Origin of the sequence: Chitiniphilus purpureus, from assembly GCF_025642115.1 — a bacterium.
Lineage (GTDB): Bacteria > Pseudomonadota > Gammaproteobacteria > Burkholderiales > Chitinibacteraceae > Chitiniphilus > Chitiniphilus purpureus.
The window spans coordinates 3945897-3959949 of record NZ_CP106753.1; the positions used below are offsets into that span (position 1 = coordinate 3945897).

The window sequence follows — 14053 nt, forward strand, 5'->3', positions numbered from 1 at the left end:
ACCCGTCATCTGCTGCCTGTCGTTTAGTCGCACTGCGTGTCTCCCTTCGGTACGAACACGCATTTCTTGCCCTTGAGCTTGATCGGCGTGGCTGCGCCACCACCGCCCCAGCCGCCACCGCCCCAGCCGCCACCACCGCCGCCGCCGCCGCCGCCGCCACCGCCGCCGCCACCCGGGCAGCTGCCGTTGCTCGACGAGAACCACGAGGTGGCACTGCCGCATTGCGATTGCTGGCCGTTGGCGCACACGAATGCGCAGCTCACCGCCAGCCGGGCGCTGTAGCTGTAGCACCCCGCCCCGGTCGCCGCGCCGTCCGCCGCTTCCTCCAGCGACTTGAGCGCGATCACCCGGTACGGGATCGTCACCCGTTGCTTGGCTGCCAGCGTCGGCGGCACGTCGACCAGGAATTCGAACCGGAAGAACGCGTCGCTCGCCGGCAGGTGCATCTTCACGTCGTCCGCCCGGATCAGCCCGTGGTTGGTCAGGCTCAGTTCGCCGTAGTACACGTCGCCCACCCCCATCTTCGGCAGGTTCACGCTCGCCGGCTGCATCACCACCACCGCCGCCGGCACGTCCGTCTCGTACGTGGCGTTCAGGATGATCTCGTAGCGGTCCTGGATCGTGATCTCGCGCACGCTCCATTCCACCGTGATCAGGTTGTATTCCAGGAACACCGGCTGCGTCTGGGTGATGCCCGGCTTCACCAGCAGCCGCCCACCGATCTCCTGGTGGTTGTTGGCCTTGGCCCGGAACTTGTACCGCCCCGCCGGCAGGTCCTGGAACAGCGCTTCGCCCAGCGCGTCGGTCACCAGCTCGTGCGTCAGGGTCGCCACGTCCTCGTGCTGCACCGTGATCCGTGCACCCGCCAGACCCGGGATCAGCCGGCCGTTCTTGTCCAGCGTCGCCGTAAACAGGTCCGAGGCCTTGAACAGCACGCTGCCCACCCCGCTTTGCGTGACGCTGGCGTACACGTTCAGCGACTGCTGCGGCACGTTGTCGCCGCTCACCACCAGCGTCAGTTCATACACGCCTTCGGGCGTGCTCTCGCCCGGCGCGAAGCGCAGGTCGATGCTGCGCTGCTCGCCGATGCGCAGCGTGCCGTCCGCCTGGCTGGCCAGGCTGACCCAGGCCGGCGCCGCCCCGCCGTCGGCGCGCTGCAGCCGGAACTGCAGGTTCAGCGCGTCCTGCATCCCCTTGTTCTGCACGCGCACCGATTCGATCTGCACCCCGCCCTGCGCCAGCCCGGTCTGCACCATGCTCGGGCTGCCCACCAGGAACGGCTTGGCCTCGGACAGGGTGTAGTTCACCCGGACCTGCGCCAGCGGCTGCTGTGCCTGCTCGTCGCTGAGCACGTCCAGCACCACCGCCCCGCTGTCCTGCGCGGTGTTGTCGGCCACGAAGCCCACCGGCAGGTTGAGCGATTGCCGCTCGCCCAGGTTGACCGGCGCCGGCAGCGTCAGCTGGATGCCCGTCGGCAGCTCGCCGGTCGGCTGGCTGGCCGCGTTCAACGCGAAGCGCACGTTGCGCGCCGTCGTCCCCACCCCGGCCTTCACCACCAGCGGGATGCTGAACGGGTAGTTCTTCGGCACGTCGAGCTTGTACGGCGTCGGCCCGGCGCTGATCCGGTTGATCGTGAAGCTGCGCTGCTCCGGCCGGTCGGTCACGTCCGGGTGCACCGCGCTCACCTTGTAGCGGCCCGCGTCGGTCTGCGTCGGCTTGAACACGTGGCTGAATCCGCCCGCCGCGTCCGTCACCAGCGGGAACACCCGCTCGAAGCCTTCCTGGTTCAGCACCAGCTTGAGCCGCGTGTTCGGCAGCGCCGTCTGCGTCGCCCGATCCAACGCACGCCCCTGGATCACGATGTCCTGGTCGCCGAACGAGCTGACCGGGTCCAGCTGGGTGAGCTCGCCGTAGTACGCCGTCTCCAGCAGCGACACCACCCGTTCCGAACCGCGGCCCGCAATCACCACTTCGTCCGCTTGCCCGCTGTGGTAGCGCAGCTGGTCCACTTCCAGCACCACCCGCAGCCGGTCCGGGCTGGCCGCCGGCACCGCCAGTTCGAACAGGTCCGAGGTATAGCTCGCTCCGGCCGGGATCCGCGCCACCGTCTGCCCGTTCGACAGCGTGATCACATTCGCGCCCAGCGCCTGCAGGTAGGGCTGGTTGACCAGCACGTTGCCGTCGCCGTCCAGCAGTCTGAAGCGCAGCTCGTTGGACGGCTCCCGCCCATGGCCCCGCGCCGTCAGCAGTTCGACCTCGACCTCGCTGGTGTTCTCGATGGTCAGCCGCACCTTGCCCAGCGCCCCGCGCGTGAACGATTCCGTCGCCATCCCCACCACCAGCCCGCCCTCGGCCACATCGAACTGCGTGTCCTGCACCACGCTCACCAGTTCGCCTTCGTTCGGTGCCTGTTCCAGCCCCAGCTGTGCCGTCGCCTGCCCCGCCAGGTCGGCATAGCCGCCCACCACCACCGGGATCAGCCGCGTCTCGTTGGCCGCCAGATCGAACAACGCCGACACATGCCGCTTGCCGCCCACCCGGATCACCACCCGCGCGTTCGCCAGCGGCGTGCCCGCTGCATTGCCCACCTGCACCTGCACCCGGTTCATCACGCCGCGCTTGACCGGCAGGCCCGCCGCCACCTGCAGGGCCACCGCCGGCAGCCGCAGGCTGCGGGCCATCTCCACCCCGTCCGCGTCCACCGCCGCCACCGTGTACACCCGCTCGCCACCGGTGTAGCCGGTGTCGGTGTAGCCCAGCTCGGTGATCGGCGTCGCTGTCAGCCGCGTCCTGCCCGCCCCTTCACCCAGGTACACGTGGTAGCCCGCCACCGCCGAGCGCGATGCGCTCCAGCTCAGTCGCGGCAGTGTGCTGCCCACCTGCTCCACCTTCAACGAGGGCACCGGCAGCAACGTCGCGTTCAGGTACGCCGAGTTCGACATCGCCGATTCGTTGCCCGCCGCGTCCACCGCGGTCACCACATAGGCATGCTCGGTCGCCGACGGCTCCGGATCCACCACTGCCGTCTGCCGGATGCCGCTGCGCAGCGGTGTCTTGCCTTCGAGCGACGTGATCACCGTCCCGCTGCTGCGGTACAGGTTGTAGCTCTCCACCGGGCTCATCAGCGGCGCCTGCCACCGCGCCACGATCCCCTGGCCCGTCAGCTGCAGCGTCAGCCCTTGCGGCGCGCCCGGCGGCGTCGCGCTCGCCACCACCTCCACCGCCGCGCTCAACCCTGACTGCGCATCCTGGCCATTGGCCTGCCGCACCGAGGCGATCGCATAGCGGTAGCGGCCATCGCCCGGTGTCGCATCCAGATACTGGGTGCCCTCAACCCGCGCCAGCGGCGTCAGCGCCGTCTCGCCCGGCGCCTGCCGGTACAGCTGGTACGCCACCGCATCCGGCACCGCCTGCCAGCCCAGACCCACCTTCCCGCCCGGCTGCGCCTTGGCGGTCAGCCCGAACGGCACGTCCAGCGGCGGCAGCTCGCCGCGGTACACCTGGAAGCGGTTCGGTGCGCTGATCCGGGTCGACACGTTGTCCAGATCGTCCTGCGCCTGCATCGTGAACGACAGCACTTCCGGCGCTCCGCTGCCCGCATCGGCCGGCAGGCTGAAGCTGCCCCGCCACGTCGTCGCGTCCACCTGGCCCAGCCCCGTCACCGCCACCGCGCTGCGCAGCGGGCCTGACAGCCGGTACCACAGCTGCGGCGACTGCCCCGCCTTCAGCGCCTTGTCAAAGTGCAGCGTCACCGTCACCGGCCCTGCCACGTCCGCCCGCACCGGTGCAGCCGGATCCAGCGCGATCCCGCTCAGCACCGGACCGGCCGTGTCGATCTGCAGCGTCCCACCCGCCTTCACCTCGGTGCCCCGGTTCCCCACCAGGTCCCGCGCCGAGAACAGCACCTGCGCCGTCCCCGACGGCGTGTTCCCGTCGATCACGAAGCTGCCCTGGTAGTGCGTGTCGTCCACCCGCGTCAGTTCGATCGTGATCGGCTGACCGCCTTGGGGCACCAGCGCCAGGTACGGCGCGCTCTGCAGCGCTTCGCTCACCGTCACCGCCACCTGCACCCGCCCCTGGCCGTGCCGACCGCTCACCACATCCACCTGACCCAGACCCGTATACACCACCGACAGCGCAGACGGCGCCAACGCGTCGACCCGTGCCTCGACAAGGTTGCTCGGCAGCGACAGCGCACCATTTGTGCCCACGCTGACCACCCGGTAGTAGTAGGTACCGTCGACAGCGGGCATGTCTTCATAGCCGTTGCCGGTCAGTACGCTGTCGTTGAGCTTGACGGCCTGGGCGATATCGTCGAACGGCTGGGTTGCACGATAGAGGTTGAACCCCGCTACGTTGGCATCCTGCGGCCGGCTCCAGCCCAGCTTGATCTTGCCGTTCTGCTGGTTGGCGGCGCTCAGACCGGTCGGCACGGCCGGGAGGGTGGCATCCTGGGTCACCGTGCGCGAGGCGGACAGCGCACTCGTGCCCCAACGGTCGGTCACCGTGGCCTGGATCCGGTTGGCGCCGCCCGCGAGCGTCACCGTTCCGTTGAACTGGCCGTTGGCAAGGACCGTCAGCGGATTGCCGCTTGGCTCGCCATTGACATAGAGCTGCACCTGCGCGCCTGCCTTGGCCGTTCCGGCCACCGCGATCGTGCCAAGGCGGGTCACCGTGCCATCGGCAGGACTGGTCAGACTGGGCGCATCGGGTGCCGCGTGGTTCACCGTGAAATCGATGCGCTGTTCGCTGCGATTGTTGAGCGAATCGTCAGCCCGGATGATCAGCGTATGCGGCCCGTTGTCGAGCCCGCTGATATCGAGCGGGGCCGTATAGTTGCCCGTGCCGCTGACCCGGCCGAGCAGTACGCCGTCGAGCAGCAGCTCGACCCGCGCCACGCCGCTGGCGTCGCTGACCTCGAACTCCAGCTGGCCATTGCGGCCGACCACGAGGCCCGGCAGGAAATCAAGGCCGGACAGACGCAGCCTGGCGATGACGGGACCATTCTGGTCAGCCACGCGCGAGGGCACGATCTTGACCTGCACCCCGGTGGAATCCGCATCGAAGTTGCCATTGCTGCCGTAGCCCACCGCCACGTCGACGGTCTCGCCGGCGGCCAACGTAAGCCGCTGGTTGAAGCTGGAGGCGTTGCCATTGTGTTCGGCGGTATGCAGGGTCTGGCCGCCCTGCCGGATCACGATGCCGGAGGTGGCATTCGCGACGCGGGTGAAGCTGGTGTACAGCATGTATTCGCCCGCCTGCGGCGCGGTCCAGCGCACCACGCTGTATTCGCCGTTGGGGCCCGGATGCAGCGCGATCCGGCCGGCCGGAAGCACCAGGCCGTTGCCGTTGTATTGCGCGCTGCCGACATTCTTGACGATGGACGGGTAGGTCAGCTGCACCGGGTGGTATTGCCTGGCCAGGGTGCCGTCGTTGCTCTGCAATGCATAGGGGTAGAACTGGCCGCCCAGCACCACCTGGTAGCCGTAGCGCCATTCACCGTTGGGATTGGCGTCATGGACGAAATCGCGTGCGAGATCCCAGTCCTCACGCTGGATGGCGATGCTGCGCGTCAGCTCGCCGATGCGCCCGGCGCGGTCCTCGGCCACCACCTTGAGCGTGTGGTTGCCCGAGCTGAACGCCATCGGGTTGAAATCGAAGGTGAAACGTGGGCCGTTGGCGATGCCCAGCCGCGTGCCGTCCAGATACAGCTCCAGCCGCGTGAGATTGCCCGCTTCGCTCACCGTGCCGTCGACGACGATGGGGCGGGTCAGGATGCTGCCGGCGGCCGGGGTGTCGAGCGTCAGCGCCGGCACCTCGGCGTCATACAGTACACCGCCGGCGACGGCAGCCACGGCGAGCGCGCCGGCACGGTTGCGGCACTGCAGGTTGATGGTCTTGAGACCGTCGCCTGCGGATACGGTGAACGTGGTGGTGGCAGCGCCCGATTCGGGCAGCGGGCGGAATGCGATGCCACTGAAACCGTCGTTCTCGGCGATCCGGTATTCGTTGGCGTTACGGCAATGCACCTCGAAAGCGATGTCACGCTCGGTATAGTGGCTGACCGCAAGCACCGGCCGGATCGTGGGATCGACGATGGGCGCGGCAGCCAGGAACAGGCCGTAGGCGACACCGTCGCTGACGGCATCGCCAGTGCCATTGGGATTGCCGGCGTGACGCGGCCCGCTGGCGTGCCCCCACCAGTTGCCCGACGCGAGCACCGGCGTATTGGGATTGAGATTGGAGACGGCATAACTGCCGCTGCCTTCGAAAATGCTGTTGCTGATGCTTGGGGTGGCGCCGCCTTCGGCCAAGAGGCCGATGCCGTTGCCGATGAACGCGGCATTGCTCAGCACCGGGCTGGCGCCCTCAATCAGCCGCAGACCGACCTCGTTGCTGGAGAAGTACAACGATTTGAGCGTGGGTTGCCAGCTGCGGATCGCAAGGCCGGACCGGGCATTGCGGAACGATACGCGCTCCAGCGCGAGGCCATGGGCGGCAGCGGACTTCTCGATGTGCACGCCGGCCCAGCGCACGGCCGGTTCACTGGCGCTGATGGCCCCGCCCACGCTGTCGGCACGGCTGGTGAGCACTGTGTCCTTGCCCAACGTCAGCTTGTCCCGCACCACCAGCTGGGCATCCTGGCCGAACTTGACGATCACACCGTCCAGCACGGTCAATTCCGCCGCACTGATCGTGCCGCCGGCCAGGACCAGGGCCCAGAACAGGCCCTGGGCTCGTCCCCATCGTTTCACACCATTCCCGCGCATCGCTGTTCTTCTCTTGGTTGACCGGCGATCAGCCCCGCCTCATCCCGTCCTGTCAGGCAGCCGGCAGATTGCCCAGTACCGACGCCGGTACCTCGTAGGCCTTGCCGGAAACGGTGATCAGCGTGACCTTGCCGCTGGCCGCCTGGCCCAGCGCTGCGGTGACGGCGATCTTCTCGACGCGTTCGTTGTTGGCAAAGCGTGCCAGCGCATCGCCCAAGGCGGCGACGATGGTGTAGGTGGTCGTGGCCGACAGCGTGCTCGGCCCCTTGGGCAGCGAGACCTGCACACTGGCCGTCGCATTCTGCAGCGTGCCGGCGAGCGCCGGGCTCTGCGCCAGGATGCGTTGGCCGTAGGCCGGGGTCACGGTCAGCATCACCGTGTTGCCGACGGGCACGCCGCCGGTCTCGAACTCCACCGTGACCGGGTTCTGCAGATCCTCGGGCAATACAATGTCGGCATTGCCGGTGGGATTGGCCGGTGCCGCGACGCCTGCCACCTTGGTGATCCGCAGCGTCGGCGCGTTGGCAATGAACACCGGCCCCGGGGTGCCGGGCTTGTAGGCCGGCGAATTGGTGCCGTTGTAGGTGATCGATTCGCCTTCGAGGCGGATACGGCCGCCTGCACCGTTGCCGCCGGCTTCCTCGTAGTGTTCGGAGGTCCCGGCGGTCGACCACGAGCCGCGCGAACCGCCACCGGCCTGCAACTGCCCATTGCCGGCGATGCGGGTCGCCACGATACGGATCGCACCACCCGCGCCGCCACCACCGGTGGCACCAAGCCCCGTGCCGTTCGACGATCCGCTGGCACCACCGCGTGCATAGATGCCGCCGGTCACGCTCACCGTGCCGCTCGATGCAAGCAGGATGGCGCCACCGCCGCCACCGCCGCCGCTGCCCGGGAAGCTGTCACCGCCAGTGGCACCGCCGCCGCCGGACCCGCCGATCAGCGGCAGCAGCAGGTCGGAACCGTAGGCCGGGCCGCCTTCGCCACCGCCGCGATCATAGGATGCGCTGTAGCTCTGACGATGCCGGTAGTTCCCCTGGCCTGCAGCGCCGTGCCCGGCACCGCCGCCGCCCGCCCGGGCGAGCGAGTCGCTGTACTGCGGGCGATAGGTGAGCATGCCACCCATGCCGGCGCCCGGCCCCAGCCCTGCGCCGCCGGCGTACAGCAGCTTCTTGGCGATCAAATCGGCAGTGGACGTACCGGTATAGGGCTTGCCGCCCCGGCCACCGTCGAATCCACCCGGCCCACCCTGGCCCGGCAGGCCATCGTCGCCCTGGCTGCCGTCACCGGCCGTGCCGCTGTCGGCCCCTTTGTCGCCATCCAGGTTGATCACACCGGCGACCGTCACGTCGCCCGATGCCAGGATCACCACCGGCGTATTGGCGGCGTTCTTCTTGAACTTCACCGTCACGCCGGCCGGGATATTCACGGTGGTGTAGTTGAGAATGCCCGACGGCGGCAGATCGACCACCGTGTTCACCGAGGGATTGAATGCACCGTCTGCGCCGGTGCTGCCGCTTTCGAAAGCCTGCGCCATCAGCGCCGGAAGCAGGGCCAGCACTGCCAGCGCCTTCGCTTGTCTTGCCATGATCATCTGAAGTCTCCTTCCCTAGTCGTCGACGGCGGTTACAGTTCCAGCTTGGTGGGCACTGACCGCCATCAGGCCCTGCTTAGCGTTGTGCCGTGTCACGGCGCGATAATCGTCAAGGTGTTGGCCGGTCCCGCAGTGCCATCGCTTTCGCCGCCGGGCACCTGCAGCTGCACCACGCGCGCGCCCAACACCGCATCGGCTGCCACCCGCACCGGCATGGTGAGCTTTTCGCCAAAGGCATCGGTCGCCCATTGCGGCGCAGCGTCGAGCACGACGCCGGCGTCCGGCGTGAAACGCAGCCCTTCGACCAGCCGCAACCGGGTACCGCGGAAGACCAGGGAGATGGCTTCGCCCTGCTTGAGCACGATGGGTGACATCGAGGTCAGCACCGGCACGCCTTCGCTGATCCGGATATGCGGCATCACCGGTCCCACGACTGGTACCGGGCCGTCGCCGGTCCGGAACGTGATGACGCGGGTGCCGGGCAACGCATCGGCGGCGACATCGATCGGCAGCGACAGGCTGCGCCCGTCCGCCGCCACGGTGATCGCACCCGGGATGACGCCATCCGGCGGCGAGAGGGTGACACCCTCGACCACCTGGAGATCGTATCCGGCATAGGTGAGTGTGCCGCGCGCACCCGGGACGAAGCCACGCAGCTCGCCCACGGCATTGATCACGGCACCGACACTGATGCCCAGCAACGGCGCCTGGGCCGGCACGGTCCGTTCGATCGGCCCCGGTACGCCGGCGTCACCGACGCGCACCCCGACCGGCTGAGCCAACAGCAAGCCGTCGAAGGGCTGTGCGCCGGTATCGGCCCCGACCCGGACGCCCAGCACCGGCGAGACGATCGGCGAGATGCTGGCGACCACCTGGGTGCCCAGCGTGACGCGGTTGGCGACCGTCATGACGCCGTCGGATTCTCCCGCAGGCGTCGTCACCAGCAATGCACGCTCGCCCGGCTGCGCCCCGGCGGCTGCCGCAACCGTCACGGTCAGGCTGCGGCCCTCCCCATCCACCAGTGGCGGACTGATCGAAAGCCCGTCGGCCGGTTGCAACCGCACGGCGCTGGCACTGGCAAGATTGCGGCCGCGTACGGTCAGGGTGACCGGATCGGCACCGAGCAGCAGATGGTTCGGCGTCACCGACTCGACCACCGGCAGCGGTGCGACGATCTGCAGACGCTCCAGCCCCGCACTGCCGAACCGGACAGGTGTGTCACCGGCGGTGACACGCAGCTCGCGCAGCGTCAGCGCCGCGTCGGCCGCCACCGTGACCGGGATCTCGATCCGGGTGCCGTCTGCCGATGCGCTGAGACTGCCCAGCGTGACGCCGTCGTTCGGGGCCAGCTGCACCGCCGTCACGCCGGCAAGCCCGCTGCCGCTCAACCGCAGCGTGAAGGTCGATCCGGTCACACCGACGCGTGGGGAGACGGCGCTGATGCCACTGCCCCAGACCACACCGAGCTCGCGGGCGAAGGCATGGGTTCCGACTGGCGTGCCAGGATCGCCGGCGGCGCCGACCCGTACCCCGAGCACGCCGGATACGATGGGGCCGAGCGTCTGGTCTACCCGGCCGACCACGCTGAATGTGTTGTTCGGGCCCGCCAGCTCGCTGGAGGTGCCTGCTGCCGTGGTCACCGTCAATGTGTGCGTGCCGGTCATGGCCGCGGAGCCGACCTGCACATTGAAGGTCATGCTGCTGCCATCGGATGCGATGACCGGACTGCCGTCGATGACGAGATCGGTCCCGGGCGAGAAGCGCAGCGCCGTGACGCCCTGCAGATGGTTGCCGCGCACAGTCAACGTGAGGTTCTGGCCCGGCAGCGCATGCAGCGGGGCGATTGAATGCACCTGCGGCAGCGGCCGGGTGATCAGCAGTCGCTCAGCCGCCGGCGTCCCCGGAAGCAGGCGCCCCTGGCCATCGGTCACCGTGATCCGGCGCAGGCCGGCCTCGGCATCGGCCGCCACCGCGACCTGTACCCGGACCGATTTGCCGTCGGCCGCAGGCTCAGGCACCCCGATCGTCACACCGGCCACCGGCGCCAGCGTGATACTGCGCACGTCGCCCAGCCCAGCCCCGTGCAGGGTCAGCCATTGGCTCTCGCCGACGGTGAGTCGGTCCGGCGACAGCGACGAGAAGCCGGCACCGAAGCTCACACCCAGCAGGCGGCTTGCGACCGGCCCGACCGGCACCGCCGCGGCGGGCTCGGGCGCCTGGGAGACCACCACCCCCAGCGCGGGTGCGAAGCTGACCGACAACGCACGGTAGTCGGCGGTGACGAAGACTGGCACCTCCACCGTCGCCAGGTTGGGCGAGGTGATGACGATCTTGGTCTGCCCGGCCGTCTTGCCCTTGATGCTGGCGGTCAGTTGGGTCTGACCCGCCTCGAGCACGAGCTGTGCCGGCGTGACTTCGGCAATTGCCGTGTTGGCCGAAGCCAGCTGGAAGGTATGGGTGACGGTGTCGGCACGCGAGAGCTTGAGTTTGAACGGGCGGGACACGGCATCGGGCGGAATCGCCAGGGGCATCGGTTCGATATCGAGCCGGGGCGGTGCAACGACGACGGCATTGGCCGCGGCGCTGACAAAGCCGGAGCGGCTGGCGGTCACGCTTGCCCTGCCAGGGGCCAGTGCCGCTGCCGTCACATCCACCTGCTGCACCCCGGCGGTGAACACCACCGGCGACGGCACCTTCAGCACTTCCGGATTGCTGCTGGCAAGGTCGATCTCGACCCCCCCCGCAGGTGCGGGGTGGGCCAGACGCAGCGTCAGCGTATGCTGGGTACCGGTGACGAGATCGGCCGTGGCCGGCGACAGCGAAAGCTTGTTGGCTGAGACGCCCAGCAGCGCCTCGTTGGAAACGAAGTAGGTGCCGGGGCGCGCCAGGTTTTCGGTGCGTACGCGCAGCGACAGCGATGCGACCTGGGACTGGTTGGGCACTGTCGCCGCCAGCTGGGTCTCACTCACAAAGCGGGTGGGGATCAGGTCGCCGTTGAGCAGGACCGCGCTGGTGGCGGCAAAGCGCTGGCCGGTAAGAACGATCTCGGCAGGCCCTTGCGCCACATCGATCCGGGCCGGCGTCAGCGCGCTCAGCACCGGCTGCAATGGCAGCACGTCCAAGGCATCGGCCAGTGTCACCTCGCCGGCATCGGTCAGGGCCGAGAAGGCGGCAAGTCCGGTCTCTGCATCCGCGGCGGCGGTCACGCGGATCATCGCCGAGCCGGCGCCAGGGGTACCGACCACCTCGGCTGAAACGCCGTTGCGGCTGAAGCGCGGCCGGGTGAGCCCGTTCAGGCGTTGGCCGGTCAACGTCACGGTGGCGGTCTGCCCCACCAGCACGCTGGCGGGGGCCAAGTTCTGGGCGACGGGTGGCGTACCGACGGAAATCGTGCCGGACTGCAGCAGGTATGGAATGCCGCGCAGCCCCCAGGTGACGCTGCCTGAGATCACGCCGGCCGGCACCAGCACGGCGTTCAGGTCGTTGTCCTCGGCCAGGTTGCCCACACCGACCGGCGAGGCATTGCTGTCCAGCCGTATCGCGGCGCCCTGATGCGCGCGCAGGTGTACATGGTTGAGTTGTGGCGCCGCACCGTTGATGGCAAGCCCCTTGCCATATTCCAATACCGCGTGCTCGATCCTGCTGGCACTGCCACCGGCCTGGATCACCCAGCTGCCCCAGCTGCCCTTGGCGCCGGTGCCGCCCTGCCGCACCGCCAGCGCCGTCACCCGGATCGGGTTCTGCGCCGACCCCGAGGCGTGCAATACGCCGCCCTGGACGATCAGATTGGCGCCCTGCCCCATGTAGACGATCACCCCCGGCTCGATCCGCAAGGTGACGCCGCCTGGAACCACCACATCGGCATTGACCACGACCGGGCTGTCGGCGGCACGCCAGGTGGTGTCCTGGGCAAGGGTTCCGGAGGCAGCGATCTCCGCCCGGCATCCCAGGCTGATGACCCACATGCAAAGCAGCAATAGTGATTGACGCCATGCAGAGTGCACGAATCCCCCCCTGCGGCTCGCATTGATCGCGAACGCGGAACTTGTTGGCATGTGTTATTGAATAAGGCGATTGCAGGTGCCGACCGGACGCGGACCATCACGCACTCGGTTCACCACGGTCAGGGGCACTGTTATCGAGCAGTCAATCTTACAAACAGCTCAGGAAAACATTTCGGCTGGGCGAAAATACACGATATTCCATTTGACTACGATGACAGTTCCCGGGAAAGGGCTCTTTTGCCGACGAACGGTTTAAAAGCGCGATCCGCCGCTCAGTCAATCATGCTTTTGACATCATCAACAACCGGGACGCCGCGTGGATACAGCAGTGACGGGACTTTACGGCCGACCCCACCTTTGCTCCCCATACTGCTGAAGCAATGCCGGGTTCGACAGCATTGCCGTTCATCCCTTGAGCCATGAAGGCGATGAAGACAGTGGGCAAGGAGATGTTGTCAGCAATGTTGCAAAGCAGATGCAAGGAGGGGGAGACGAGGGAAAAAGCATGGCAGCACACCAGGCAAGACCGCCGGCCCGGGCGCCGGGCCCGGGATCAGGACAGCCCCACGCCGCATAAGCAGCGGGCGCCGGACAGACAAGGCTCAGGACTGCGACGCTTCCTGCCCCACGGCGCTGGTGAAGGCGTCGATCAAGGGCTGGATGCGGTCCTCCTTGAGCTTGAGCGCAGCCTGATTGACGATCAGCCGGCTGGAGATATCGCGGATATGCTCGACCGCTTCGAGATTGTTGGCCTTGAGGGTACTGCCGGTGGACACCAGGTCGACGATGGCGTCCGCCAATCCCACCAATGGCGCCAGCTCCATCGAGCCGTACAGCTTGATCAGGTCGACGTGCACGCCCTTGGCGGCAAAGTGCTCACGTGCCTGCTCGGTGTATTTGGTGGCGATGCGCAGCCGTGCACCCTGCTTGACCGCACCCTCGTAATCGAACCCGCGCTGCACCGCAACCATCAGCCGGCAGCGGGCGATCTGCAGGTCGAGCGGTTGATAGAGCCCCGATCCCCCGTGCTCGATCAGCACATCGCGACCGGCAACCCCGAGGTCGGCGGCACCGTATTGCACATAGGTGGGCACATCGCTGGCACGGACGATGATCAGGCGCACATCATCGCGGTTGGTGCCGATGATCAGCTTGCGCGACGATTCGGGCGCCTCGGTGGGTACGATCCCTGCCGCAGCGAGCAGCGGCAGGGTTTCCTCGAAGATACGGCCTTTGGACAGAGCGATCGTGAGCATGGGTTCTAGTTGGATATCACTTGAATAGCTTGAGTGTCACCGGGTATCTGGACTGCCAGCCGTTGAGGGCCTTGGCGCCCTCCCACAGCGCGAACATGGCCGAGCCCAGCCCCACCCACCAGATCGGGAACACCGAATTGAACGCGCCCGCGGCGATCATCGCCAGCACGTAGAAGCATCCCATCAGCAGCTGGAAGTTGCATGCCTGGACCGCGTGCTGTTCGACGAACTGCGAGTGCACCCGCGCGAACTGCAGCACCAGGAACGGGATCAGCAGCGCCAGCACCGGCATCGGCAGGTAGGGAATCCAGAACACGCCGGCCAGGTGCGCCAGCGCTGCGAAACCCTTCTCGTACTGGCCGGGCGGGCGCGGCTTGCCGTCGTCGTCGCCGCCCGAAGGTTTGGGATTGAGCGTCAGCATGGCAG

At 68.0% G+C, this 14053-nt stretch carries 5 protein-coding genes; all 5 read right to left on the bottom strand.

Features of this window, described 5'->3' with window-relative positions; all coding sequences use genetic code 11:
• Positions 1–23: 23 nt before the first annotated feature.
• The 5 genes from N8I74_RS18255 to N8I74_RS18275 all read right to left on the bottom strand — a co-directional run bounded on the left by N8I74_RS18255 (position 24) and on the right by N8I74_RS18275 (position 14048).
• A complete protein-coding gene (locus N8I74_RS18255) occupies positions 24–6755 on the bottom strand; it encodes an Ig-like domain-containing protein (RefSeq protein WP_263124633.1) in 6732 nt (2243 codons plus the stop codon).
• A gap of 67 nt (positions 6756–6822) precedes the next feature.
• Positions 6823–8361 (bottom strand): hypothetical protein, encoded by a 1539-nt coding sequence (locus N8I74_RS18260; protein ID WP_263124634.1) that lies wholly within the window; start codon positions 8359–8361, stop codon positions 6823–6825.
• Between the two features lie 98 nt (positions 8362–8459).
• Positions 8460–12332 (bottom strand): IPT/TIG domain-containing protein, encoded by a 3873-nt coding sequence (locus tag N8I74_RS18265; protein ID WP_263124635.1) that lies wholly within the window; start codon positions 12330–12332, stop codon positions 8460–8462.
• 641 nt (positions 12333–12973) lie between these two features.
• Positions 12974–13627 carry an ATP phosphoribosyltransferase gene (hisG, locus tag N8I74_RS18270; RefSeq protein WP_263124636.1) on the bottom strand — a complete coding sequence of 218 codons (654 nt, stop codon included), beginning with the start codon at positions 13625–13627 and terminating at the stop codon, positions 12974–12976.
• Positions 13628–13643: 16 nt separating this feature from the next.
• Positions 13644–14048, bottom strand: a complete 405-nt coding sequence (locus N8I74_RS18275) for a DUF4870 domain-containing protein (protein WP_263124637.1) — start codon at positions 14046–14048, stop codon at positions 13644–13646.
• Positions 14049–14053 lie beyond the last annotated feature (5 nt).

Bases quoted from the DNA above. Each gene is read 5' to 3' on its own strand.
- hisG (WP_263124636.1), bottom strand. From the start codon at position 13,627: ATGCTCACGATCGCTCTGTCCAAAGGCCGTATCTTCGAGGAAACCCTG.
- N8I74_RS18275 (WP_263124637.1), bottom strand. From the start codon at position 14,048: ATGCTGACGCTCAATCCCAAACCTTCGGGCGGCGACGACGACGGCAAG.
- N8I74_RS18260 (WP_263124634.1), bottom strand. From the start codon at position 8,361: ATGGCAAGACAAGCGAAGGCGCTGGCAGTGCTGGCCCTGCTTCCGGCG.
- N8I74_RS18265 (WP_263124635.1), bottom strand. From the start codon at position 12,332: ATGTGGGTCATCAGCCTGGGATGCCGGGCGGAGATCGCTGCCTCCGGA.